Annotated in this window: 20 protein-coding genes; 14 read left to right on the top strand and 6 right to left on the bottom strand. The window is 66.6% G+C overall.

The genetic code is table 11. From position 1 onward, the window contains the following. Window positions 1-148: 148 nt before the first annotated feature. Both ACMGDM_RS19595 and ACMGDM_RS19590 read right to left on the bottom strand, forming a co-directional pair. Window positions 149-1843 carry a cation:proton antiporter domain-containing protein gene (locus ACMGDM_RS19595; protein WP_436805814.1) on the bottom strand — a complete coding sequence of 565 codons (1695 nt, stop codon included), beginning with the start codon at window positions 1841-1843 and terminating at the stop codon, window positions 149-151. A gap of 536 nt (window positions 1844-2379) precedes the next feature. Next, complete coding sequence (locus tag ACMGDM_RS19590; protein WP_436805813.1) at window positions 2380-2748, bottom strand: response regulator transcription factor; 369 nt, start codon at window positions 2746-2748, stop codon at window positions 2380-2382. 187 nt (window positions 2749-2935) lie between these two features. Between ACMGDM_RS19590 and ACMGDM_RS19585 the strand changes: the two genes are divergently transcribed. From ACMGDM_RS19585 to ACMGDM_RS19555, 7 genes are all read left to right on the top strand, one after another. Continuing rightward, entirely contained in the window at window positions 2936-4561 is a 1626-nt protein-coding gene (locus ACMGDM_RS19585; RefSeq protein ID WP_436805812.1) for a PAS domain-containing sensor histidine kinase, read from the top strand. A 107-nt stretch (window positions 4562-4668) separates the two neighbouring features. Continuing rightward, a complete protein-coding gene (locus ACMGDM_RS19580; RefSeq protein WP_436805811.1) occupies window positions 4669-4881 on the top strand; it encodes a hypothetical protein in 213 nt (70 codons plus the stop codon). Then, window positions 4878-5027, top strand: coding sequence for a hypothetical protein (locus ACMGDM_RS19575; RefSeq protein ID WP_436805810.1), 150 nt, complete (start codon window positions 4878-4880; stop codon window positions 5025-5027). The genes ACMGDM_RS19580 and ACMGDM_RS19575 overlap by 4 nt, the downstream gene beginning before the upstream one ends. Before the next feature lie 130 nt (window positions 5028-5157). Then, window positions 5158-8253 (top strand): TonB-dependent receptor domain-containing protein, encoded by a 3096-nt coding sequence (locus ACMGDM_RS19570; protein WP_436805809.1) that lies wholly within the window; start codon window positions 5158-5160, stop codon window positions 8251-8253. Between the two features lie 130 nt (window positions 8254-8383). Continuing rightward, window positions 8384-8977, top strand: a complete 594-nt coding sequence (locus ACMGDM_RS19565; RefSeq protein WP_436805808.1) for an RNA polymerase sigma factor — start codon at window positions 8384-8386, stop codon at window positions 8975-8977. Further along, window positions 8974-10011 carry a FecR family protein gene (locus ACMGDM_RS19560; protein WP_436805807.1) on the top strand — a complete coding sequence of 346 codons (1038 nt, stop codon included), beginning with the start codon at window positions 8974-8976 and terminating at the stop codon, window positions 10009-10011. Before ACMGDM_RS19565 ends, ACMGDM_RS19560 begins: the two co-directional genes overlap by 4 nt. 223 nt (window positions 10012-10234) lie before the next feature. Continuing rightward, on the top strand, window positions 10235-10948 hold the full coding sequence (locus tag ACMGDM_RS19555) for a hypothetical protein (protein ID WP_436805806.1): 714 nt from the start codon (window positions 10235-10237) through the stop codon (window positions 10946-10948). 248 nt (window positions 10949-11196) lie between these two features. Here the strand turns inward: ACMGDM_RS19555 and ACMGDM_RS19550 are convergent, their stop codons facing one another. Beyond that, window positions 11197-11745, bottom strand: coding sequence for a 3'-5' exonuclease (locus tag ACMGDM_RS19550; RefSeq protein ID WP_436805805.1), 549 nt, complete (start codon window positions 11743-11745; stop codon window positions 11197-11199). A 428-nt stretch (window positions 11746-12173) separates the two neighbouring features. Here ACMGDM_RS19550 and ACMGDM_RS19545 point away from each other — a divergent pair, with 428 nt between their 5' ends. The 6 genes from ACMGDM_RS19545 to ACMGDM_RS19520 all read left to right on the top strand — a co-directional run bounded on the left by ACMGDM_RS19545 (window position 12174) and on the right by ACMGDM_RS19520 (window position 17594). Beyond that, entirely contained in the window at window positions 12174-12608 is a 435-nt protein-coding gene (locus tag ACMGDM_RS19545) for an Xre family toxin-antitoxin system antitoxin (protein ID WP_436805804.1), read from the top strand. Beyond that, on the top strand, window positions 12605-13084 hold the full coding sequence (locus tag ACMGDM_RS19540) for an RES family NAD+ phosphorylase (RefSeq protein ID WP_436805803.1): 480 nt from the start codon (window positions 12605-12607) through the stop codon (window positions 13082-13084). Before ACMGDM_RS19545 ends, ACMGDM_RS19540 begins: the two co-directional genes overlap by 4 nt. A 502-nt stretch (window positions 13085-13586) precedes the next feature. Next, window positions 13587-14915: a histidinol dehydrogenase gene (gene hisD, locus ACMGDM_RS19535; RefSeq protein ID WP_436805802.1), complete on the top strand. Its 1329-nt coding sequence runs from the start codon at window positions 13587-13589 to the stop codon at window positions 14913-14915. A gap of 29 nt (window positions 14916-14944) precedes the next feature. Then, window positions 14945-15679 carry an SDR family NAD(P)-dependent oxidoreductase gene (locus ACMGDM_RS19530; RefSeq protein ID WP_436805801.1) on the top strand — a complete coding sequence of 245 codons (735 nt, stop codon included), beginning with the start codon at window positions 14945-14947 and terminating at the stop codon, window positions 15677-15679. A 17-nt stretch (window positions 15680-15696) separates the two neighbouring features. Beyond that, on the top strand, window positions 15697-16848 hold the full coding sequence (locus ACMGDM_RS19525) for a cobalamin-independent methionine synthase II family protein (protein ID WP_436805800.1): 1152 nt from the start codon (window positions 15697-15699) through the stop codon (window positions 16846-16848). Beyond that, window positions 16845-17594, top strand: a complete 750-nt coding sequence (locus tag ACMGDM_RS19520; RefSeq protein ID WP_436805799.1) for an HpcH/HpaI aldolase family protein — start codon at window positions 16845-16847, stop codon at window positions 17592-17594. The genes ACMGDM_RS19525 and ACMGDM_RS19520 overlap by 4 nt, the downstream gene beginning before the upstream one ends. 86 nt (window positions 17595-17680) lie before the next feature. Here ACMGDM_RS19520 and ACMGDM_RS19515 read toward each other — a convergent pair whose 3' ends face one another. The 3 genes from ACMGDM_RS19515 to ACMGDM_RS19505 form a co-directional block, all read right to left on the bottom strand. Beyond that, the gene (locus tag ACMGDM_RS19515) at window positions 17681-18949 is read right to left on the bottom strand and encodes an MFS transporter (RefSeq protein ID WP_436805798.1); all 1269 of its coding nucleotides are present in this window, start codon (window positions 18947-18949) and stop codon (window positions 17681-17683) included. A 10-nt stretch (window positions 18950-18959) separates the two neighbouring features. Next, window positions 18960-21608: a TonB-dependent receptor gene (locus tag ACMGDM_RS19510; protein WP_436805797.1), complete on the bottom strand. Its 2649-nt coding sequence runs from the start codon at window positions 21606-21608 to the stop codon at window positions 18960-18962. Window positions 21609-21916: 308 nt separating this feature from the next. Then, entirely contained in the window at window positions 21917-22978 is a 1062-nt protein-coding gene (locus ACMGDM_RS19505) for a LacI family DNA-binding transcriptional regulator (protein WP_436805796.1), read from the bottom strand. Window positions 22979-23068: 90 nt separating this feature from the next. Here ACMGDM_RS19505 and hisD (ACMGDM_RS19500) point away from each other — a divergent pair, with 90 nt between their 5' ends. Continuing rightward, a complete protein-coding gene (hisD, locus tag ACMGDM_RS19500; protein WP_436805795.1) occupies window positions 23069-24370 on the top strand; it encodes a histidinol dehydrogenase in 1302 nt (433 codons plus the stop codon). The last annotated feature ends 184 nt before the right edge of the window (window positions 24371-24554 follow it).

Here is a 24554-nt window from a genome sequence, read left to right as displayed (position 1 = left end):
AGAAGGGCGAGAGGTCTTCGCTCGGCATGTGCGCGGCATGATCCAAGATCGAGCGCTGACAGCTGACGATCACCACAACGCGACCTCATGCGGTCTTCCCGATTGGCACGATCCCGTCCGCCCCACACGACGACCGGCGCCCCGCCCTTCACGCCATCTGCAGCGTCAGATCGCCGGAACGGACGCGCGATGCGGATCGATCGGTCAGCCACGCATCGATCTCGCCCTCGCCGAAGTCGAGCATACGCAGCACGTGCGCTGCCGTGTCGTCGCCGCTGCCCTCCTCCAGTACCGGCTCGAGCCCCGCCTTGGCGAAGCCGACCGCGTCGCCCTTGGTCCTGACCACCGCGATCCGCCTGACGTCCGGGTAGTACCGCTGCGCAAGCGGCGTCAGCCGGGCGGACGTCTCGAGCGAGGGGTCGGTGAGGACGATCATGCGCCTGCCCGCCAGCGCCATCGGCTCCCAGACGCGTGGATCGGTGAGGTCGCCGAACTCGACCGAGTAGCCGTCGGCGACGGCGTTGCGCAGCTGCCTCTCGTCAGGATCCATGGCGGCGTAGGGCAGGCCGAAGTGGATCAGCCCGTCGGCCACCGCGCGGCCGACGTCGCCCATGCCTAAGACGAGCACCGGTGCAAGCAGGGCTCGCGGCTCGGTCTCGTGAGCCGCCTGCCTGACACGCCGCGCCCTCAGCTCGCCTGCGAGCCTCCGGCCCGCCGTTGCGAGGTTCGGGGTCACGGCGAGACTGAGCGCCAGCGCGGCCACGAGCACCGACGTGGCCTCCGCTCCGAGGAGGCTCCTCATAGAAGGCACGCTCAGGATGACCAGCCCGAACTCCGATCCCTGTGCCAGGAGGAAAGCGAGCTGCACCGATCCGGGAACCGACCAGCGGAAGGCGAGGCTCGCGCCCATGTTGCCGACGATCTTGATCAGCACGAGTATCACCGACGCGGCGATGACGAGCGGCCACTCGCCGAGGAGGACGCGGACGTCGAGCGCAAGTCCGATGGAGACGAAGAAGAAGCCGAGCAGCAGACCGCGGAAGGGGCGCGCCTCGGACTGGATGATCGAGCGGTAGGGCGAATCAGCGATCATCGCTCCGCCCAGGAACGCGCCCAGCGTGACCGACAGACCCAGTGTACCTGTCAGCCAGCCTGCAGACAGCGCGACGAGCAGCGCGACGGCAGTGAAGACCTCCTCGCTTCTGCTCCGCGCCACAAGGTCAAGCACGGGACGCACCAGGACGGCCGAGATGACCATGGCGCCTGCGAAGCATCCTGCGGCCTTGGCGAGGGCGATGCCGATCGCGGCGATGGGCGCCGAGCCCGCGCCCATCGCCTCGGCGACGATCAGGATGAGGATGCCTGCGAGATCCTGGAAGATGAGGATGGCAGTCGCGGTAAGCCCCACCGGGCAGTCCTGCTGATGCCGTTCCGCGATCAGGCGCGCCACCACGGCGGTCGAGGACAGCGCCAGCGTGGCGCCCAGCAGCAGCGCCGGCGCCAGGCCAAGGCCGGCGACGGCCGCCACCATGGCCACCAGGCAGGCGTTCAGGATTACCTGCGCGCTTCCGAAGCCGAAGATGTCGGAGGCCTGCCGCCTCATTTGCCGAAAGGAGAAGTGCAGGCCGATGTCGAAGAGCAGGAAAAGGACGCCCAGCTCGGCCAGCACGGAGATGGTCTGGGCGGAGGCCCGCAGGTCAGGTCCGCACGCGCTCAGTAGGACCCCGAGCGCGATGTAGCCGACAACTGGGCTGAGGCCGACCGCTCGCGCACCGATCGCCGCTGCAAGCCCGAGCCCGAGAAGCAGGATGATCGGCAGAAGGACGTCGAGCAGATGCTGCACTCTGGAAAGCACTCCATGGCCATGGCGGCTCTGACGCCGATGTGCCCGAGCACTCTCAAGGGTCAGCGCCTTCGACGCGTTGGCCTACGCTTCGTGAGCCGCCGATGACATAATGCGGAAGTATAAGCCTTTAGGGCAAGGAACAAAGCTCCATTGCCCGCGTTTGTGCTTGCGCGTCTGTCTGCGCGAGGGGGATAATTTTCACCCCCGTTCGGGTGATTGCTCCGAAATGGATGCAGAGTATCCTCCTCCCCGACACTCAAGCACGTCCGGCGCGACAGATCTGTCGCCGGAGTCGCTGGTCGGAGAGATCCATGCTGCAGCTCCCGTCGACGAGGCACTCGGCGCCTTCGGACCTCGAGGCCGCCGCCATGCTGCCGATCGAAGGAACGCCTTCGCTAGTTGCGAGCATGATCGGCATTGGCTCGGCCGTCTGCCCCTGCCCGCCGCTTCCCACCGGACGGCCGGGGGACGACGACGGCGTCGTCGCCGCTCGTGATGGCTTCTTCCGTGACGTCGGTGCAGCGACGCCCGGCCTAGGACGCAAGCGCCTCCTCGAGCGAGCCTATGAGGACGTCGCCGTCGAAGGGCTTGCGAAGGAAGCGTCGGACGCCAGCTCGACTAGCCTCGTGGCACGTTCGCTCGTCGACGAACGCCGAGATGAGGATGACGGGAACCGCGGACGTGCGAAGCAGCCGGTCAGCCAGTGCGATTCCCGTCATTCCGCCCGGCATGTTCACGTCGCTGATGACGCATCTGCTCAGGGTCCAGTCGTCCGACGCGAGGAAGGCTTCCGCGCTGTGGAAGGTCGCCACCCTATAGCCCAGGCTGCGCACGAGTCCGTCGAGCGACACGCGGACACCCTCGTCGTCGTCAATGATGGCGATAAGCGGTTCAGAGGACAAGGCAGGCATCTTTCGTCAGCGGACGTCGGCCCCCGCCCCATCGGCCCTGATGACACGGACGGGGTGCGCGATGGAATCATACCTGGGGATGACGTCGGCAGGTCCGTACGCGTTCTCGGAACGATTCCGATTGGTGCGGCCCTACGAGGGTCGGGTGCCGACAATCGCGCACGGTGGGAGATCGGCGATGACTAGCGCCGCCGCATTCGCCGTCACGCCCGACGACGAACGCGACGATCTCGGCAGGGACATCCTGCGTTCGACCAGCGACGCCGTGCCCGCACTCATCTCGTTCTTCGACGCGGACCATGTCTGCCGCCTGGCGAACGACCACCACACGGCCTGGTACGGACGTTCGCCCGACGAACTCGTCGGACTGCATATGCGCGAGTTCCTGGGACAGGACGCCTACGAACAGCGGCTGCCCTTCCTCGAGCGGGTAGCCTCTGGCGAGCAGGTATCCTTCGAGGCGAAGGTGCCGTACCTGAACGGCGGGTGGCGCGACGCGGCCATCCGCTACGTGCCGCGCATGGGGCCGGGCGGCTTCGAGGGCTTCCATACGCTCGTCTTCGATCTCACCCGCGAGCAGCACCGCTTCCACAGCGTCTTCGACGGCACCGCGGTAGGATTCTGGGAGATCGATCTCACCGACATGAGGGCGCTGCTCTCGACCGTGTCCGAGAATCCCGTGGAGCTCTCGCGTCTTATCGCGGCCGACCTGACCATCGTGCGGCGTGCGCTCGACGTGACGACGGTCACCGGCCTGAACGCCAAAGCCAGCGCGATGTTCGGGGTGGATCGCGGTGCAGCCGTCGGCCGGCCGCTTGGCGACTGGGTGCCGGCGGCAGGCCTCGCCGGCTGGAATCGCAATCTTCTCGCCTACCTGGCAGGAGAGGAGAGCTACGAGACCGAGACTGCCATGCTGCGCGAGGACGGCAGCCAGGTCGATGTCCTTCTCAGCTGCGCGTTCCCGAAGGATCCGGACGAGCAGGTCATCGTCATGATCGGCGTCGTGGACATCAGCGAGCGGGTCGCCAAGGAGAAGGAGCTCGCCAGGACGCAGGCGGACCTCGCGCATGCCGCGCGGGTCGCTACCCTGGGGGAGCTCATGGCGTCCATCGCCCACGAGGTGAACCAGCCGCTCGCCGCCGTCGTGGTGAACGGCAACACCGCGCTGCGCTGGCTCCGACAGGTCACTCCTGTCGACGAGGCCGGTCGCGCCGCGATGGAGGAGGCCAGGGCTGCGCTGGGCCGGATCATCAGCGAGGGCGCGCGCGCGTCCGAGATCATCGCTCGTACCAGACAGATGGCGATGAAGGGTGGCGAGACGCGTGCCGACTTCGACCTGGCGTCCATGATCCACGACGCGGTCGAGATCACGAGGAGGCAGACCGCGGCGCTTGGCGCGACGCTCGCCGTCTCCGTCGCACCCGGCCTGCCTGCCGTCACGGGTGATCGGATCCAGCTCCAGCAGGTGGTCATCAACCTGATCGTCAATGCGGCCCAGGCCATGTCCGGCGCCTCGGGCGCAGTCCGGCACATCGAGGTAGAGGCCGGCCATCGGGACAGGCAGATCGTCGTCGAAGTGCGCGACACCGGTCCCGGCATGGACGAGGAGACCTGCCGCCGCGTGTTCGAGGCCTTCTTCACGACCAAGGAGGACGGCATGGGCATGGGACTCTCTATCGCCCGATCGATCGTGGAGGCGCACGACGGGACGATCTCCGCCTGGCCCCGCGAGGGCGGAGGCACGCTCTTCCGCATCGTGCTTCCCGAAGTACCGACGATCAGAGGACAGCTGCCTCAGCGCTGAAGGGTGAGTGGCGCCATACCGCCGTATGGGGACTGGAGCCCGCCGTCTGATTCAGGAAGGGACGCGGATGCGGCACCCATTGGACACAGTCCACTGGAGCCGCAGCCATGACGACCGACCGACCGCCCTCCGCTTCCTTCGTCCAGCGTCTGCTCGTAGTGCTGGTGCTCGGCGTCGGCCTCGCGGCCGGGCTCGAGACGCAGCGCGCAGTCGAGGACGGCTGCATCGCCCTCATGGCGGGCGGCCTCGTGATCGTCATCCTGGCCCCGATCGTCTTCTGGGACGGTCGACCACGCCACGGCGGAAGGACCGCAGCATGACCCGGGTCTCGAACACGGTCGAGCGCATCCTGCTTCTCGGCCTGCCGGTCGTGCTCAGGGTGTCCCACGACGAAGCGGCAGCTCTCGTTCTCGGGTGCAGGATGATGATCCTCCGGCTGAGTGCGTTCTCGGGTACCGCCGCCTGACTGACGGCAGTTCACACGCTGCTCCAGCCGGCTCCCCATCTCGCGGGAAGCATGAACTGCTTCCTGGCCGATAGTGACGGTTCCTCCGTCATCCCGCGCAGTGTACTGTGTGCGAGGGGGATCGGTACTCATGAACGGCTCGGAGCAGGACGCGACCTGGCGGACGACGATGCCGCGCGCAGGTGCGGCGGTGCGAATGGCGCTGACCGCCAGTGCAGCTTGCCTTTGCGCAACCGCGACTCCCGCTGCGGCCGAGCAGACGGGGACGGCCATCCCGACGTTCTCCATTGCAAGGATGAGACTGGCAGATGCGCTGCAGGAGCTGTCGCGCATCTCCGACACCGACATTCTCCTGTCCCCGGAGATCGACGGAAGTACCTGGAGCCGACCGGTGAACGGACGCATGTCGACCGACGACGCGGTGAAGCGCCTGCTTTCCGGAACTACCATGACGGCGCGACGTACCTCAGATGGGGCCATCCTCGTGTCGCCGGGTGCGCCCGTGTCGATACCGGACATCCTGGTGGTCGGTCGCCGCACCCAGAATCTCGATATCCCTCGGACCAGGGACGACATTCAACCCTACCGTGTCGCTGGTTCCCGGGACATCGCCCGCGCCCACGTCACCAGCGTGGACGACTACCTGCACACGCGGACACCGGGCAACGCCCAGGCGCTGGCCGTGGTACAGGATCCGCTGCGGACACGGGGAAGCCCCCGATCTGAAGTCGACCTTCATGGGCTGGGCAGCGACCAGACGGTCGTGCTCGTGGACGGCGGGCGTCTGCCCCGCGTACCCACCTCGCGCGGCGACCTCTACCAGCCCGACCTGAACGGCCTGCCGCCCGATGCCCTCGATCGCATGGAGATTCTGCCTCTCACGGCAGGCGGCATCTATGGTCCGGACGCGATCGGTGGGGTCGTGAACGCCGTCGTGAGACGAAGCGCCAGCGGGGCCGAGGCGACCGTCCAGTCGGGCCCGCCCCTTCGGGACGGCGGATCGTCACGACGGCTTTTCGCGCGCGTCGCCCTCTCGCCCGACGAAGGCCGCACCACCGTCGAGATGATGACGGGCCTGTCGCGGCAGGATGGGCTGCTCTGGGAAGATCGCGCCTTCCCCGACCGGGCTCGGGCTCTGGGCTTCGCTAGACTGCCCCCGGATGTCCTGGCAACGGTCCCCACGGTCGACGGCGTTATCGTTCGGAGCCGGTCGGGCAATCTCGCGCTCAGGTCCGCATCGGGGACGGTGGACCTGGGAGCACCCTTCGCGGTCCTGCCCGTCGGAACGGGCGGCGCATCCGCCACGTCGCTGGACCGCTCGCCGGCGAGCGTCTTTCCGGGTCCCGGCGGCGAAGCGGGCGGAGCCCGCAGCCTGACGACAACGACCCGCACGAGGTCGATACTCGTGGACGTGCATCACCGGCTGACGGCGCGCCTCGAGATCTTCGCCGACCTGATCGCCCTGAGAAACGAAGGCACCGCGCTTCAGCCGGCCGATCCGCTTTCAGTACAGCTGCCACGATCCAGTCCGGCCAGTCCCTTCGAGCAGGACGTGGTGCTCGGCTTCCTGCCCCCGGCAGCGCGCGATGTCGACAGAACCCGCCTCGACACCAGCCGGCTGACCATCGGAGTGATCGCCAATCTGGGATCGTCGTGGCGGGGCGAGGGACATGTAGCGCTGGGAGCCGCGTCGATGAGACGTCGGCGCAACCACGACATCTACGACGGAGCGGCGATCAAGGCATCCGTCTCGTCGGGACTGGGCACGTCGGGGCGCAGAGCCCTCGCGCCGCTCGGCGACTGGAACACGTTTCGAAGCGCGATTGACGACTACAGGACGCCCGCCGTCCAGGTCGAGGACGCCCGCAATCGCCTCTCCGATTTCAGCGTGCGCATGGCCGGTCCCCTGCTGAGGCTCCCTGGTGGTGACGCGATGCTGACACTCTATGCAGAACAAAGGGAGGAATCCCTTCGTGAGCCGCGCTTCTTCACCTCGGCCGACGATCTACCGTCGTACGGTCCGGACCTGAGGGCCAAGCGGCAGCGTACGTCCTCGGCGTACGCCGAGATCCTCGTGCCTATCCTCGCGGCTGCGGAATCCGACATGCGACCGCGCGCGGAAGTGCAGCTGGCGACCCGGTACGACGACGTCGGTTCGCTCAAGCGGTGGGTGGACGAGAACGGCGAGGAGTTGCACGGGGGCGAAGCGGGCATCGCAGTCGACCAGGCCACGATCGTCTACACCGGCGGCCTCAGAGCCGCACCCCTGCCGTGGCTCTCGCTTCGCGCGAGTGTCGCCACCGGAGCCGCCCCCACGCCGTTCGGACTGATCGGTCCGGTCAGCCTTCTCAGGTTCGGACCGGGCGAGCGGGACCCCAAGAGACCGGGCAGGCCGACGAACACCGAGGCGCCGGTGTCGCTCACGACCGGAGCGGCGCGCGGCGCCCGGCCGGAGCATGCCGACTCCCTGGCTCTTGGCGCCGTGCTCGCTCCGTTCGACAGCCGCTCGCCGCGCATCTCCCTCGACTTCATCCGCATCAGGCGGTCGCGACAGATCGACTACAGCTCCTCCGGCGAGTTCGTCCTCGCGCGCGAAGGTGCCTCGAACGTCCGGGTGGCACGCGACCCGCTGAGCGCGTCCGACTTGAGCTTGGGCTTCACGGGAGGAGTGGTCACCGCGATCGACGCGACCAACATCGCGACTGGCCGCACGGAGGTCGATACGATCGACGCCGATGTCGAGCACGACATCGACACGCCGATCGGCGCGTTCCGTATTCTTGCGTCGGGAACGTGGACCACTCGCTTCCGTCGGCGGGCATCTCCTCTGCAACCCTGGTACTCGAAGGTCGGCACACCCGAGGGTCCGGTCAGATGGCGCGGGAACGTGAGCACGGACTGGCGGCGTGGAAGCCTGGAGCTCTCCGCCAGCGCGCAGATGGTTGGATCCTATCGTCTTACGTACAATCCCGACTTCGGCGGATACAACGCCCTGGTCTCGAGCATCTACGACCATGCCGTTCCGCCGCAGGTCTATCTCGATCTTGCCGGTCGCCTCGCACTCGGGCGCGATCGGCTGGACACAGGGCGCGGCCTGGAGCTGCGTGTCGGAGTGATCAACGTATTCGATCGGGCGCCTCCGCTCGTGCCGTACGAGATCGGCTACAGCTCCTACGGCGACGCCAGGCTCCGGCGTCTCGACGTGGTGCTCGTCGGGCGCTTCTAGGATCGGCACACCGGCGGCCTCGTTCAGAGGCGCCTGCGATCGCGCACGGCGGTTGGGCAGCAGGACCGGCGCATGGTTCGGCCAGGCGGAAACGTGTGAATTACGGTGGTCGCTGCGTTTTGTATCATGCATGACGAGCGTGCTGACCATAGCGCCCCAGCAGGAGATCGGACGGGCCCATGCACCGCTGCACTGTCTCGTGACCGCCGTCGAGCAGCCGAGCGACGGGGCCGGTTCCTCGCGGCGCCTGGAGAGGCTCCGCGACGGACTGCAGACCTGGTTCAGCCGTCGGACGGGGGATCCGGCCGAGGCGCAGGATCTCGTGCAGGAGAGCCTCCTGCGCGTTGCGCAGAGGGAGCGGAGCGGCGAGCTGGAGCACCTGGACGGCTATGCGTACCGGGTGGCTGCGAACCTCCTCACCGACTGGCACCGCCGTCGGACGGCCCGACAGGCGGAGGCGCACGTGAGCCTCGACTTGGCCGTCATGCCCGTCAGCGGCATCGACCCGCACCGCGAGCTTGCAGGTACGAGCGCGCTGCACGCAATATCCGCAGTTCTCGACAGGCTTCCCGAGCGGACGAGGACCATCTTCGTCCTGCGCAGGCTCGAGGGGCTCCGCCACAAGGAGATCGCCGTGAGGATGGGCATATCCGTGAGCGCGGTCGAGAAGCACATGGTTCGGGCAGCCGAGGCGGTGGCCCAAGGTATGGAGGGCTGGCAGTGAGCTCGCCCGAACTTCGCTGGGACGACATCGTCGGCCTTCCGCCTCATCAGGCCGCCGCGCTGCTGGTGGACCGGCTGGACGTCGATCCGTCCGCCGCGCACGAGGCGCTGGCGGACCGCTGGATCGCGCACGACGACGAGAACAGGCGCGCATGGATGCGGGCACGGGACGCCTGGGACGCGCTCGAAGACTGGCGCAGCTCGCCGGATCTCGTCCGACAGCGGCAGCAGGCGCTGAGCCGGTCGTTCCACGCGCGCCAGGCGGGCTGGTGGACACCCGCCAGAGCGGCGACCGCTGCCGCCGGGATAGCCGCGTGCGGATTACTGGCGCTCACCCTTGTCGGCGAGCGCCCGTCCCGCGAGGGAGATGGAATAGCCCGCTTCGGGCACCCGGACGTCGTGGCGGGAGCGGACGTCAGATACGTCCGACTGCCGGACGGAACGGGCGCGGTGCTGTCGCCCGGGTCGGCGCTCGATCTTGCGTTCGGCGACGACGCGCGGCTCGCGCGGCTCGAGCGCGGCAGAGTGGTCCTCGACGTCGCCCGCGACGCGCGACGACCATTCCGGCTGGCTGTCGGCGCGCGCGTCATCTCGGACGTGGGCACCGTCTTCTCGGCGGAGCGGACGCCAGACGGGATGCGGGTGCGACTGATGGAAGGCAGCGTGACGATCGAGCGAGGCGACTTCCGCACAACCGCTGCCGAGAGCGCGGTGACGCTCGTGCCCGGTCAGACGTTCGTATCTGGTACGAAGGGCGAGCGGGTCTCGTCCCCCGCGACCCGCGGGGGCGAGCCTGCTCCCGGTCGAAGGATCGCCTTCCGCGACGAGCCGCTGGACAGCGCGGCACGGCGCATCAGCGAGGGCTCGCTAATCATTCTCTCGATCGATCCACGAGTGGCTGCAATCCGCGTGACCGGCTCGTTCCGCACCGGAGATGCGGCGCAGTTCGCGCGCACGCTGGTCCAGCTTCATCCGATAAGGCTGGAGACGCGTCCCGACGGTTCGCTGATCCTCGTGCCGCGTTCCGGCCGATGAGGATTTCGCGCCAGCCTGCGTTCTAAGGGTGGGAGCCATTCCGGTCGTCCCGCCTGATGGAAGAGGGCATGCCGAGTTTCGACACGATCGCGCGGGACGTGAGGCTGGCATGCCTCGGCCGACATCGGGCCGACCTACCTTCCGTCAGTCGCTCAGGCCGCGAACGCTGCCGATCGGAACGGGCAGCGCCGGGCGTCCGGTTCCGCGCCCCAGCGAGGTCCAGGTGAGCCGCTCGCCTTCCATGAAGGTCCGGGAAGGCCCTTCTTTCGAGCACGAGCGCCTTCTGGTCAGGCTGCGCCCGCTGTTCAGGTATGAGCTCGCGCAGATCGCGACCTCGCTGTCGATCGAGGCGGCAGCCGGCGACCGCTGGCTGAGACTTGGAGACTTGGGCGAGATGGAGCTGCGTGCCGTACAGAGGCGCTGCCACGCGCTGGTGCGGAGAGCCGAACGGCTCACGTCCGCCATGTCGCGGCTGGAGGAACCGGCAGTCGGCAGCGAGGAGATCACCGACCTGCAAGAGCTCGTCACCACGGCGATCCAGCTCACCCGGCATGCGTTGAATCAGGGAAGTGCCACTGCACGGTCGCTGGTCTCCGCAGACCTGCCCCCTGTCCACGCCGATCGACCGAGCTTGCTTCGCCTGCTCGTCGGAACGATCCTCGAGGCGGCGGACGCAGGATGCGGAGAGATCGTGATCGACGCAGATGTAGATTCAGGTCTCATCAGGCTGACGATCAGGCTCGGCGACACACGCACGACGAAGGCGATGCTCGAGCAGCTTTCGACGCCGGGCCATGGCGAGGACGCGTCAGAGCGGCGACTGCAGATGCGAGCTGCCGAGCATGAATTTAGGTTAGAGTTCAGCATCGTCGAGAGGAACCCCGCCGTCGCGTGCTCGTCGGCGGGCGACCTCGATGGCTTCGGGCGCTGTGCCTGAAGTGAACCGTCCGGCCCAGCCCTCCAGATTCAGGCCTGTCTCGACCCTGGCTGTGGCGACGGCGCCGGGACGATACGTGGGGCGCTCGAGACCTGCGGTCGAGTCGTAGCAGCGGTGGTTCTGCCGCTCTATCAGAGTTCAGACGTGAGGCGGCGCCTGACATCGACGGTCTGGCAGGCTGAATCGTGTGCACGGCCGATGTCGCAGCTTCTGCAGCCGCTCGGCACGTCGCCCGCTTGAGCAGCCGGCTAGACGATTGTAGCGGCGAGTGCTCGCGCTCCCTGGCGTACCCGGAGCCACGTCTCGTATTCCGCCTGGGCGTCCGGCAGCGCCCGATGCGCTGGCGCATTTGCCGGCGTACGGGCGCCTGCGACCAGACCATGCACTTCGACCTGCAGCCTCGCTTCCGACAGGCATGGCCTAAGGATCTCGGAGGCGGTGCTCCACAGCGCGTCGTCGGTGTCGCGCAGGCGCAAGGCGTGCCGCGGGCGGCCCGCGGCACGCAGGAGCGCGCTGAGCCACTTGCCGTCCCAGGAGGGCGCGCTTGCGAAGAGCTCGTGATCGGTCAGGGCCTCGATCATGCGATCAGCGACCACGCCATGTGGCTCACCTTCGGCTTCGAGCGTCGCGCGGGCGATGCCGTGGATCGCCTCGGCTAAGGGATCCCAGTCCGTCCACGTCGGAGCGGGTGCGATCAGGTGGCTCTGGCTGCGACCGTCCTGGAAGACCCAGGCCACTTCGATCGGATAGCTGCGGGCTGCCAGCGAGGAAGCCTCAAAGTCGAGAAACACCTTCATATCGAATGATTAGCTCGCACGCGCGCGGTTGCAAGCGGCTAGGTGAAAGGGCGACAGTGTCGTCAAGTCAGCGACCGGCATTTGAAGCGTTCTCTCACCACAGGTCGTCCGGCAGGACAACGGAAAGGCCGTGCCCAGGACGTCGACACCTAGAAAGGCCGTCGTCTTACAAACGAGTACGACCCCTTCCCGCTCGTGCTGAGGACAGAGAACCGGTCGCTCGGAGCGCCCTGACCCTTTCCGATTACAATGGCTCATTCATCTTGCCGTTTGATGCTTCCGCCGATCCGCGCAGCTGTCCGACCCGGCTGGTTTAAGAGGCAAGCGGAATCGGAGCCAGCGTGTGATCGCTTGAGCGGCATAGCCGCTCCGGCCTTGTCACGGCCTCATGTGAGGCTTAGATAAGGACCAACTGGAGTGAGGTTATCATGGCATCGCAGCCTGCATCGGTTGAGGCGCTCCTCGGCGTGAATGCTGGACGGCAATTGTCGCGTCTCGCCTTATCTAATTCAATCGAGAATGGCTTGCCGGTGGCAGCGCTAGACCGCCTAGCCGACACCGTGGCGCCTGACGATGCCCGGTTCAAGTTTCGCCTGATCCCAAAGGCGACCTTGGAGCGGCGCCGAAAAGCGCCTGCACAGCGGTTGACGAGCGAAGAAGGGGATCGGTTGGCCCGGCTCGCGAAAGTGTTCAGCTTTGCGCTTGAGGTTTACCAGACACCTGAGAAAGCACGCGAGTTCCTCAGCCGCCCGCATGCCATGCTCGACGGCAAGCCGCCACTGGACGTGGCGCTCGCCACCGGTCCAGGCGCCGACGTCGTTATCAATCTTTTGGGACGGGCGGCCTATGGTGGGGGCGCGTGAGAGGGAGCCGGACGGATCGTGTCCTCACCGCTTTCCGTATCGGTGACCCGGACGGCGCTCACCCGATATATGACAGTGAGGGTGCCAGGCTTTATCCCGGCCGCTGGAACACGCCGGCCAACCCCATTATCTACACGTCCGAGCATTACTCGACGGCCATGCTAGAGAAGCTGGTACACGCCAATAGCGTGCTGCCCCCAAATCAACATTTTATCCGCATCACAATCCCGAACGGAACCAGCTACGAGACTTTTCAGCCCGCAGCGCATCCTGGTTGGGACGGAAAAGATGAGAGCCTGTGCAAGGTGTTTGGAATGGATTGGTACGGGGAGCAGCGGAGTGCCCTCCTCCTCGTGCCGTCTATCCCGGCCAGAGTTGACCGGAACGTTCTGATCAATCCTCGTCACCCGGACGCAGCGCAGATCACCCACGAGTTGCCCGAGCCTGTGTGGTGGGATGAACGGCTGTATGGCTAAACGGGCTATCGCTTGAAGTACTACGGACCGGCTGCTGAGTGTCTCAGAGACGAGATTTTCCGTCCCTAACGTTGTGAGCAATTGGGCCCTGCCGCTCCCCTGGCGAGGACCTGATCCCGGCGATGCACGCGCCCACTCCCGCTGCGCGAAATCTGCCACTCGTTCATGCGAGCGGCTGGCCGCCTCGGCGAGCCCATCGGCTGCTCGAGACGGTCCAATCGGGGAGCCTAGCAGATCGGCAGTTAGCGAGCGAACCAATGCGGAAAGCTGTCGCAGGCGCACCCTTATCGCCTAATATTCTCGTGTTCACTGATGTTGGGCTGCGACACGCCCTTCGCGAGCTTGGCCGATCGCGGCTCGCTAGACCTGTCCTGCGCTGCAGAGGGCGTGCGTCGTCCTAAGCACTTTTCCACCTACCCGCCCAAGGACAGTTACAATCCCGCTTGTCAGGAGCACTCAAGCGATCTAACCAGAGTGCATTCGAATGCATTGGAGGTTGCGTATGGCGGACTGGCTGAAGCGCGGACGCACCGTGGAGGTCACCGCCAGCAACGATCGACAAGTGCGGGACACCGTAGAGACGATCCTGGCCGACGTAGCGGAGCGCGGCGACGCTGCGGTCCGCGAGCTGTCCATCCGCTTCGACAAGTGGGACCGCGACGATTACCGCCTGTCCGGCCGCGAGATCCAGGAGTGCATCGACCAGATGTCAGCGCAGGACATCAAGGACATCGAGTTCGCACAGGCTCAGGTGCGCAACTTCGCACAGATCCAGCGCGCGTCGATATCCGACGTGGAGGTGGAAACGCTACCCGGGGTCGTGCTTGGTCACCGCAACGTGCCGATCCAAGCTGCCGGCTGCTACGTGCCCGGCGGCAAGTACCCGCTGCTTGCCTCGGCGCACATGAGCGTCATCACCGCGAAGGTCGCAGGCGTGCCGCGGGTCGTCACCTGCGCGCCCCCATTCCATGGCAAGCCCGCTCCCGCGATCGTCGCCGCGCAGGCCATGGCCGGCGCCGACGAAATCTACTGCCTCGGCGGCATCCAGGCTGTCGCGGCGATGGGCATCGGAACGCCCTCCATCGCCCCGGTCGACATCCTCGTTGGTCCTGGAAATGCCTTCGTCGCCGAGGCTAAGCGGCAATTGTTCGGCCGCGTCGGCATCGACCTGTTCGCGGGCCCTACCGAGACGCTGGTGATCGCAGACGAGCAGGGCGCGGACGCCGAACTGTGCGCCACCGATCTGCTGGGGCAAGCAGAGCACGGCCCGGACAGCCCGGCAATCCTGCTCACCACGTCCGAGAAGCTGGCGCGCGAGACGATGGCGGAGATCGAGCGCCTGCTCGAGATTTTGCCGACCGCCGATTACGCCCGGCGGGCGTGGGAGAGCTACGGCGAGGTGATCGTGGCCGAGGACGACGCGGAGATGGTGCGCATCGCCGACGAGATCGCCTCGGAGCACGTCCAGGTGATGACTCGCGACCCGGACTATTTCCTCGAGAGGATGACCAACTACGGCGCTTTGTTCCTGGGTCCGCGGACGAATGTGGCGTTCGGTGACAAGGTGATCGGCACCAATCACACGCTGCCGACGCGGAAGGCAGCGCGCTATACGGGCGGTCTCTGGGTGGGCAAGTTCCTCAAGACCTGCACCTATCAGCGGGTGACCAGCGACGCAGCCTCTGCGGAGATCGGCGAGTATTGCAGCCGGCTCTGTGCGCTGGAGGGCTTTGCAGGGCACGGCGAGCAGGCCAACGTCCGCGTGCGTCGGTATGGGGGTCGCAACGTGCCCTATGCCGGCGCAGCGGAGCCACTGGTCGCCGCCGAATGATCGATCTGCCACGTTCGCCAGGCTTTCGATTGGACGGCCTGCGCGCGCTGGTGACCGGGGCAGGACGCGGCATCGGGCTGGCCGCGGCCGCCGCGCTGGCGGAGGCAGGCGCGCACGTCACTCTGGCGGCGCGCACCGTGACGGAGATCCAGGAAGCAGCCGAGGCGATCACCGCCGCCGGGGGCGGGGCGCGCGCGCTGGTACTGGACGTGCTCGACACGGCCACCACGCGCGCCACGATAGCGGCGCAGGAGCCATTCGCGATCCTCGTCAACAACGCCGGCACCAACAGGCCCAAACCGTTCGTGGCGGTCGGCGAGGACGATTACGACGCCGTGCTCGACCTCAACCTCAAGGCAGCCTTCTTCGTGGCTCAGTCGGTCGCCGACGGCATGATCGGCGCCGCGCGGGGCGGATCGCTCATTCACATGGGATCGCAGATGGGGCATGTCGGTGGGCCACGGCGGACGCTGTACTGCGCGTCGAAATGGGCGCTGGAGGGCTTGTCGAAGGCGATGGCGCTCGACCTGGCGCCGCACCGGATCCGGTCGAACACGATCGCGCCGACCTTCATCGAGACGCCGATGACCCGCCCCTTCCTCGACGACGCCGCGTTCCGCGACGACGTTCTCAAGCGGATCAAGCTCGGAAGGCTCGGGAAGGTCGAGGACCTGATGGGCGCCGTCGTCTACCTCGCTTCGCCCGCCGCGACGTTGGTGACGGGCACGAGCCTCGTTGTCGACGGCGGCTGGACCGCGGACTGACGTCTGAAAGGATCACCATGGCCGACCGCATCCTGACCACCCATGTTGGTTCGCTGCCGCGAAGCCGCGCCGTGACCGACCTGATCTTCGCGCAGGAGCGCGGCGAAGCGGTCGACGCCTCCGTACTAGACGACGTCCTCGGCGCGGCGGTCGACGCCTGCGTCGCCCGTCAGGTCGAGAGTGGCGTTGACCTCGTCTCCGACGGCGAGATGTCGAAGATCAGCTACGCCACCTACATCAAGGATCGGATCACCGGCTTCGATGGCGACTCGCCGCGTACACCGCCAGCGGACCTGGAGGATTTCCCCGCCTTTCTGCAGCGCCAGGCGGCAGGCGGGGGCACGCCGACCTATCGCCGCCCCTGCTGCGTCGGCCCGGTGGCGCCGCGGACGCTGGCCCCGCTCCACGCCGACGTCGCGAACCTCAGCCGGGCCGTGGCGACGCACCGGCCTGGCGGCGCCTTCATGAACGCCGCATCGCCGGGCGTAATCGCGCTGTTCCAGCCCAACGAATTCTATGCCTCGCAGGACGACTATCTCGAGGCACTCGCCGAGGCCATGCGCCCGGAGTACGAGGCGATCGTCGCCGCCGGACTGACGCTGCAGCTCGACAGCCCGGATCTCGGCCTCGGCCGCCACATGATGTACAAGGACCGCAGCGAAGCGGACTATCTCACTCTGATAGAACGGCACGTCGCGGTGCTCAACCATGCGCTCCGCAACGTGCCGGCGGAGAAGGTCCGCATGCATGTTTGCTGGGGCAACTACGAGGGGCCGCACACGCGCGACGTGGAGATGCGCACAATCCTTCCGGTCCTGATGAAGGCGAAGCCGCAAAGTCTGCTGTTCGAGACTGCGAACCCGCGCCATCAGCATGACTGGCAGGCCTTCCGTGACCTTGCAGGGCTGGTCCCCGAGGATCGCATGCTGATCCCCGGGGTGATCGACTCGACCACCAACTTCGTCGAGCATCCCGAGGTGGTCGCGCAGCGCATCGAGCAATTCGCCGGCTTGGTCGGCCGCGACCGTGTGATCGCGGGCACCGACTGCGGCTTCTCGACCTTCGCCGGCTTCGGGGCCGTGGATGCGGACATTGTCTACGCCAAGCTGGCGACGCTTGCCGAAGGCGCCGCGCGCGCCAGCGAGCGCCTGTGGAAGCGCGCGGCATGACGCTGAAACAGCGCCTGGCCGCGGGTGAGCGCATCGTCGGCACCTTCGTGAAGACTCCGTCCCCCATCGTCGTGGAGGTGCTGGCGCTGTCGTCTCTTGACTGCCTGTGCCTCGACGCCGAGCACGCCCCCTTTGACCGCGCCGCGATCGACGCTTGCGTGCTGGCGGCACGGGCGGGCGGCAAGGACATTTTGGTGCGCGTGGCGAGCACCACGCCGGAACACGTGCTCGGCGCATTGGATTGTGGCGCCACTGGTGTGGTCGCTCCGCATGTCCGCTCCGCCGACGAGGCGCGAGCCCTGATCCGCATGGCGCATTACGGTGCCGGCGGACGGGGCTATGCCGGGTCGTCCCGCGCCGCCGGTTATACAACGACATCGATGGCGGATCATATCGCCGCCTCCGCGCAACGGACGGTGGTCATCGCGCAGATCGAGGATCCCGAAGCCGTCGACGCGATCGACGACATAGCGGAGGTGGACGGCATCGACGCGCTCTTTGTCGGCCGTGCCGATTTGACGGTGGCTTATGGCACCACCGATCAGGACGATCCGCGCGTCGTCGCGGCGGTCGAGCGGGTCTGCGCCGCTGGACGGGCGCGCGGACGCCCGGTCGGCATGTTCCTGTCGCGCGCGGCCGACATCCCGCTGTGGGCCGAGAAGGGCGCCACGCTCTTCCTGCTCGGCTCCGACCACGGCTTCCTGCTCGCGGGGGCAAGAGCCCTGGCACAGGTCGGGGCCGCGTAGAGGGCGTATGCCTCCGGCGACGCCGGGGATCAGCCTGCAGCGCGGGCGGGGCGGCGCGTGATGCCGTCAGGCGATAGCGGAGACACTCACCCGCGCGCCAGCGTCTCGGGCAAGCTCCGCCAGATCAGCGCCGCGACCACGAAGATGACGCACGACGCGAGCATCGCCGCCTGGAGGCCGACCGCGCTGGCCAGCGCGCCGGTGGCAAGCGGCGAGAAAAAGCTGATCAAGCGGCCCCAGTTAAAGATCGAAGCAGCGGTGGATTTGAGATGCGGCGGGTACAATTCCGCCAACCATGGCCCCCAGACGATGCTGCACGAAACCCCGAAGCCATAGAGGAAGCCGACCGCCAGCAGCAGCGGCACGATCGACGGACTCGCAATGTAGATCGCCACCGCCGCGGCGGTCAGCGCAAAGCCGAGCGCGCCGAACCTCCGTCCTAGCCGGTCGCAGGCCCAGCCCCAGACGAAGCCCCCGATCATGTTGCCCGCGAACTGCGCCGCGACCAGGTTGCCGACGATCCCCGGCGGCAGCTGCCGGACTTCCTTGAGGTAGATCGTCAGCCACCCGCTGAAGGCCTGGTAGGCGAAGAAGTTGAGTCCTGTCAGCGTCGCCAGGAGCAGCGTGCGTCGCCGCACGCTCGGCGCGAACAGCTCACCGATCGGAAAGCGCGACACCCGAGCGCTTGCTCCGCTCGCCGGCACGATCAACCACGCCAAAGCGGCGAGCGCGACGGGCGGGACGCCGCCGAGCCACAACAGCACGCGCCAGTCGCGATCGCCGAGGTGACCGAGTGCGAGGCCGAGCACGACGATGGCGCTACTAAAGGTCAGGTTGACGGCACTCGCCAGCCGACCGCGCACCCGCGGTGCGAACAGGGCGACGTAGATGCCCACGATCACCGGGAAGCTGCCGCCAAGAAAGAGCCCGAGCACGAAGCGCTGCGCCAACAGCTGGGTATAGCTGCCCACAGCGGCGCCGGCGATCAGCATGACGCCATAGCCAACCATGATCGCGACCAGCATGTTGCGCCGGCCGAGCCGGTCGGCGAGCTGGCCGAAGGCGATGGCGCCGATCAGTGCCCCGGCCCCTTGCGCCGAGTAGGCCGATCCGGCCTGGGTGAGCGACAGGCCGAGGCTGTCGCGGATGAAGGGCCGCAGCACGTCGACCGTGTTCCACGCCCAGCCGTAGAAGAATTCGGCGACCAGCACGAAGGCGAACGCCGCCAAACGGCGAGGCAGCCCGTGTTCGAAGGCCGGTTCCGGCGCGACCGGCACCGGCACGACGGCGGCGCCCCCGTCTGCGCCGCCCATAGCGGGAGCGAGCGTCGTCGCCGTTCCGATCGCGCCGGTCACCCTCGTCTCCTCACCGCTGGAAACGGAGCCGCAGGCCGTACATGCGCGGCGGCTCGTAGCTCGCCTGCAGCGGCGTGCCTCCGTATGAGACGAGCGTCTGGATGCTCTCGTTGGTGATATTGTCGACGAAGGCGATCAGCGACAGCTGCTTGTTGACCTCATAGGTCAGCGTCGCGTCAAGCTTCAACCACGGCTCCTCCCGCGCGAGCCGGTCGTTGAACGACTGCTCGTCATGGTGTCCGGCGAAGGATGCGGCGACGAACGGCGTCAGCGCCGAGTCACCACCCAGATCGATCCGATAGGAGGCGTAGGCCGAGCCCGAGTACCTCGGCGAATGCGGGATGTTGTTGCCGGAGAGGTCGCAGACGAACGAGAGGGCGGGCTGCCCGGCCCCGCCGGTTCCGGTCAGCGGCTGGCAATCGTACCCCGGAGCGATAACGCGACGTTGGCCGATACCCGCGATCGTCACCCCGTTGACGATGGTCGGCGCCGTCGCTGCCGCATCGTTGACGAGGATCGATCCGCCGAATGGCAGCGGGACGTTCTCAAACTTCGAATATTTGGCGTTGAGCAGCGAAAGGTTCGCGCCGATCGTGAGCTCCGGGGTCGGCTCCCAGATCGCCTCCGCTTCGATGCCGTAGGAGCGCGCGCGTGCGGCGTTGAAGGTCGTCTGCAGCGTCGTGCCTCCGACAATGATCTGCCGGCTCTCCTGCAGGTCGCGGTACTTGTTGTAGAACGCCGAGAGGTTGAGCTGGACGGTGTTGCCGAAGAAGCGGTTCTTCGCGCCGAGCTCGAATGCGGTAACCTTCTCGGGGCCGAACGTCGGCGCGCTCTGCGCGGCCGCGAGGCCTGCGTTAAAGCCACCGGAGCGGAAACCGGTCGAGGCGCTGGCGTACAGCAGGTTGCTGTCGGTCACCTGCAACTCGGTGCCGGCCTTCCACGTGACCTGGCTGAATTCCAGCGGGCAGTAGGTGGACGCCACCTGCTGGCCGGTCGCGTTGAGGATCGTTGCCGCCGTGACGCCGTCATCGTCGCAGTTCGACGGTTCCGCCGGAAAAATGCTGAGCGGCGGCGTCGGGTCGTTGATCGTCACCTGCGTCAGCGGATTGACGCCGTTCGGCAGCGTCGCGGGCAGGTACCAGAAGGCGGTGGCGTTCAGATACTCCTTCTTCTCGTGCGTGTAGCGCACACCGCCGGTGATCGACCAAGCGTCGGTGACATGGAACGTGGCCTGACCGTAGGCAGCGCGCGAAAACACCTTCACGCGCTCGTACTGGTACGTGCCGTTGTTCTGCGATCCGGTGATCGGCGCCGCGAGCGCGCTCGAGCGGATCACGCGCGGCAGCTGCTGGTTGATGAAGCCGTTCACGAGGGTGTCGTTGAGGAAATAGCCGCCGAGCACATATTCGAACCGCTGCGACTTCGACGACAGCAGCTGCACCTCCTGACTGAAGGTGTCGGTGTGGGTGCGCGCCAGATCGATCGCGATAGACGAGGACGAGAAGTCGGAGTCGGTGGTCCGCTTGCCGCGGTAATGCACATAGCCGGTGATAGACTTCAGTGACACCGAGCCGAAGTCGTAGGACGCGGTCAGCGAGGTCGACGCCTGGTAGAGGTTACGGAACGGCTTGTAGTCGTTCGAGACGGTGAACTCGTCACCCGGGTTGTCGATCGGGATGCCAAGGTCCACGCCGGTGCCGACCGGCCCCAGCGGACCGGCGGCGGTGGTCCTGCAGTCGGGCACTCCGTCGCGGTTGCCGGCGCGCTCGTTCAGATAGACGATGTTGGGTGAGTTGAAGAGGATCTGACATGTGGCCGGATCGATGTACGATCCGATCTGCTTGTAGCCGAACGCCGAGGCGCCGTTACCACCCTGCTTCGCGTAGTCGGCACGCAACGTGGCGCTGAAATCGCCGACGTCCCACTTTACCGAGCCGCGGACATACTGCTTGTTCTCGTCGAAGAGATCCGCCTGCGGATCGTAGCTGTTCTTGACCCACCCGTCGGCATAGTCGGTCACGCCGACGAGTCGTACCGCCACGTTCTCCGACAGCGGTACGTTGACGTACCCTTCGAAGCGCACCTTGTCGTAGTTGCCGACCGTCAGCGTCGATCCGTAGTCGAGCTCATGCGTCGGCGCATTGGTGGTCACGACGATGTTGCCGCCGAAGGTGTTGCGGCCGTAGAGCGTTCCCTGCGGCCCACGCTGCACCTCCAGCGTGGCCACGTCGGCGAAGCCGAGCGACGCCTGGCTGGTACGAGATTGGTAGATCCCGTCGATGAAGTAGCCAATGGTCGGATCGCCGGTGACACCGTTGTTGGCGGTGCGGACGCCACGCATCGCGGGGCGGACGTCGGAACCGGTCTGGCCGAAACTGAAGCCTGGCACGAACTCGTTGAGCCGCGACATGTCGACGACGCCGCGGTTCTTCAGGGTGTCACCAGCAATCGCGGTGATCGCCAGCGGCACCGTCTGCAGGTTCTCCTCGCGCCGCTGCGCCGTGACAACGATGTCGCCGATGCCGCCGCCCTGCTCCCCCGCGGATGTGTCGGCAACCTCTGCGTTGCTCTGCGGCTGCGACGCGGTGTCCACCGCTCCGGACGCGCTGGTCTGCTCAGCCTGTGCGAACGCCGGCTGGGCGCCAGCGACGAGCGCCAACACGGAAGTACGGAGAATGAGATCTGTAACCGACATGCTGCCCCCTCATGTTCGTTTGTTACAGCGAGGCTATCGGGCTTGTTAGATCATGTCCACGGAATTTTGCATTCGAATTACAAGGCGACTTATGGGCGCGTGCACTCGTTAGCTGATGGTTAAGAAATCAGCGGAAATGCGGCGTTTTCGCCCATCCTTTGCAGCGCCACGTACGATCGATAGGTGCTCGAAAAACATCCGTAAGGTTCCCGGAAATCTCGAATTCGGCGAGAATCGGGCCTCCCGCGCGGTTCCGGATGCGATCTAACGGCTCAGGCGAGACGAGCCGATCGCCCTTCCATAAATCTGCCACTAAAGAGGCGTCGTTCGGTTGGTATCCGTGGGTCCACAACCCGTTCCAGCAACATGTCCACGGCCGCCTGGGTCATACGACGAACAGGCTGACGAATGGAGCACAGTCTGTAGCTGCCCCAACTCGCAGGGTCAGTGCCGTCGAAGCCGACAACGGACAGATCCTCTGGTATGCGCAGCCCGAACCGTTCTCGGGCTACGTCGATCGCACCGATCGCCATGAGATCGTTGACGCACACGACCGCGTCCAATCTGCCAGCCTCCGCCATCAACGCATCCATGGCCTCGCCGCCGCTGGCATAGCCGAAGTCACCGCGCTTCTGAGGAACATCGGTGATGCCAGCCTCGCCGAGCCGGGCCAGCGCTGCGCGCCGGCGCTCCTCACCGACATAGCTGTCGGCCGGTCCGGCGACGACGGCGAACCTTCGATGTCCCGCCGCGAGGAGCCGCTCCACTAGATCCCGCTGGCCCGCCACCGAGTCGCATGCAACAGAGGTCGCCGGGGCACGACCGCTAAGGCGATTGTAGAGCACCAGCGGCACACGTTGCGCGGCGAACCGCTCAATCTGGTCGTCGGTGAGATGCGCTGCGCAGATGACACCGTCGACGCTGTGCCGCAATACCTGCTCCAGCACGCCGTCCACATCACTTTCCGCCTCAAGCGAGAACAGCAGCATCCGGAGGTCTCGCTCGGTCAGACGATGCGACAGTTCGGACAGCACCTCGGGATAGTGCAACATCGTCAGGCTCGACATAATGACCGCAACCAGATGCGTTCGTCGCGAAATCAGCCCTTGCGCGAGGGCGTTTGGCCGATAGCCGAGCTCCGTGGCGGCCTTCATGATGCGGTCGCGCGTCGTCGCCGATATCGATCCGTTCGGCGCGAAGCAGCGCGACACCGCCGATTGCGACACGCCCGCACGCTTCGCAACATCATAGGACGTCGCGCGACGGGATGGACGATCAAACCCCTCCGCCTCTTCGGCCCCGGGCCCCTCGCCCGCGCTCTTGCTTCCGGCCACCCGCGCCCCCGTGACAACTGCATTCGAATTCATTAACGTCGCACGCCAGCAGCCTCGCACATCGCGACGCTCGCAGGGGAGACGACGCACATGGCCGATCATGCGCCGAAGGGGTTCGAGCACGGCACCAGTTATGTCAAGGCACCGGCGCGCGACTCGATCGCCGACACGAGCGACGTCGTCGGCATCGTCGAGGCGGTGCTCGCCGACGTGAGATCACGCGGTGACGAGGCCGTGCGCGAGTACTCGATCAAGTTCGATCGCGCGGCCATCGACAGCTTCGAGGTCACACATGAGGAGCGGCTCGCCGCGGTGGCTGCACTGGAAACCCAGACGCGTGAGGACACCGAGTTCGCGATCGACAACGTGCGTCGATTCGCCGAGGCGCAACTGGCGACCATGCTGCCCTTGGAGGTGGAGCCGCTACCGGGCCTTCACCTCGGCCACCGGGTGATACCGATCGAAAGGGTTGGCGCGTACGTTCCGGGCGGGCGCTTCCCCCTGCTCTCCGCGCCCATCATGACCATCGTGCCCGGCAAGGTGGCGGGTTGCGACGAGGTCGTCGCGTGCCTGCCGCCCAACGCACACCAGGCGATGATCGCAGGTTGCCACCTATCGGGAGCCGATCGCATCTTCCGCATCGGCGGAGCGCAGGCGATCGCCGCGATGGCGTTCGGCACCGCGAGCGTTCCACAGGTGAACAAGATCGTCGGCCCTGGCAACGCCTTTGTGAACGAGGCCAAGCGGCAGGTCTTCGGACCGGTCGGCATCGACCAGCTCGCCGGTCCTTCGGAAATCTTTGTGCTCGCCGACGCGAGCGGCGATCCCCGCCTGATCGCCACCGACCTGCTCGCCCAGGCGGAGCACGACGTGCGGACGCGCGTCGGGCTGATCACCACCGATCGCGCTGTTGCGGAGGAGACCGCCCGCGAGGTGGCGCGGCAGCTGGAGACGCTGGCGACGGCCAACATCGCAGGTGAGAGTTGGGCCAACTACGGCGAGATCGTACTGTGTGACGACGAGGCGTCCATGATCGCCTACTCGGACCATGTCGCCGCGGAGCACCTCCAGATCCACACCGCCGACGCGCACGGCCTGGCGAGGAAGCTGCGCAACTATGGTTCGCTGTTCATTGGGGAGAATGCCAGCGTGGTTTATTCCGACAAGACTGTCGGCACCAACCACACGCTGCCAACGATGGGTGCCGGCCGCTACACCGGCGGCCTATGGGTCGGCTCCTACGTCAAAATCGCCACGCACCAATGGCTCGAAGACGAGGCTGTACTGCGCGTCGGTCCTCCAGCTTCGCGGCAGAGTGCCAGCGAAGGACTGGACGGCCACATGAAGGCGGCCCAGGTGCGCGTAGACAAGCTGCACCAGCTGGCAGGCTGATGATGCGCGATGGCGGCGACACATGCCGCCATCGCCTCGCTTGGCGGACGAAAAACCGCCCAATCGCGATAAAGCTGCTCATCGCCGGAACAGTTCAACGACGGCGATGATTGCGGATCTCGTGATGCCTTCGGCACGCACAGAGGCGTGCCGGTTCCTCGGCGAAACGGCGTGAACGGATCCA

It is taken from the genome of Sphingomonas larreae (genome assembly GCF_051400595.1).
Lineage (GTDB): Bacteria > Pseudomonadota > Alphaproteobacteria > Sphingomonadales > Sphingomonadaceae > Sphingomonas.
This window is presented reverse-complemented; position numbering and strand designations above follow the sequence as displayed.

Bases quoted from the DNA above. Each gene is read 5' to 3' on its own strand.
- ACMGDM_RS19565 (WP_436805808.1), top strand. From the start codon at position 8,384: ATGACGAGCGTGCTGACCATAGCGCCCCAGCAGGAGATCGGACGGGCC.
- ACMGDM_RS19525 (WP_436805800.1), top strand. From the start codon at position 15,697: ATGGCCGACCGCATCCTGACCACCCATGTTGGTTCGCTGCCGCGAAGC.
- hisD (WP_436805795.1), top strand. From the start codon at position 23,069: ATGGCCGATCATGCGCCGAAGGGGTTCGAGCACGGCACCAGTTATGTC.
- ACMGDM_RS19580 (WP_436805811.1), top strand. From the start codon at position 4,669: ATGACGACCGACCGACCGCCCTCCGCTTCCTTCGTCCAGCGTCTGCTC.
- ACMGDM_RS19545 (WP_436805804.1), top strand. From the start codon at position 12,174: ATGGCATCGCAGCCTGCATCGGTTGAGGCGCTCCTCGGCGTGAATGCT.
- ACMGDM_RS19550 (WP_436805805.1), bottom strand. From the start codon at position 11,745: ATGAAGGTGTTTCTCGACTTTGAGGCTTCCTCGCTGGCAGCCCGCAGC.
- ACMGDM_RS19570 (WP_436805809.1), top strand. From the start codon at position 5,158: ATGAACGGCTCGGAGCAGGACGCGACCTGGCGGACGACGATGCCGCGC.
- ACMGDM_RS19585 (WP_436805812.1), top strand. From the start codon at position 2,936: ATGACTAGCGCCGCCGCATTCGCCGTCACGCCCGACGACGAACGCGAC.
- hisD (WP_436805802.1), top strand. From the start codon at position 13,587: ATGGCGGACTGGCTGAAGCGCGGACGCACCGTGGAGGTCACCGCCAGC.
- ACMGDM_RS19520 (WP_436805799.1), top strand. From the start codon at position 16,845: ATGACGCTGAAACAGCGCCTGGCCGCGGGTGAGCGCATCGTCGGCACC.
- ACMGDM_RS19575 (WP_436805810.1), top strand. From the start codon at position 4,878: ATGACCCGGGTCTCGAACACGGTCGAGCGCATCCTGCTTCTCGGCCTG.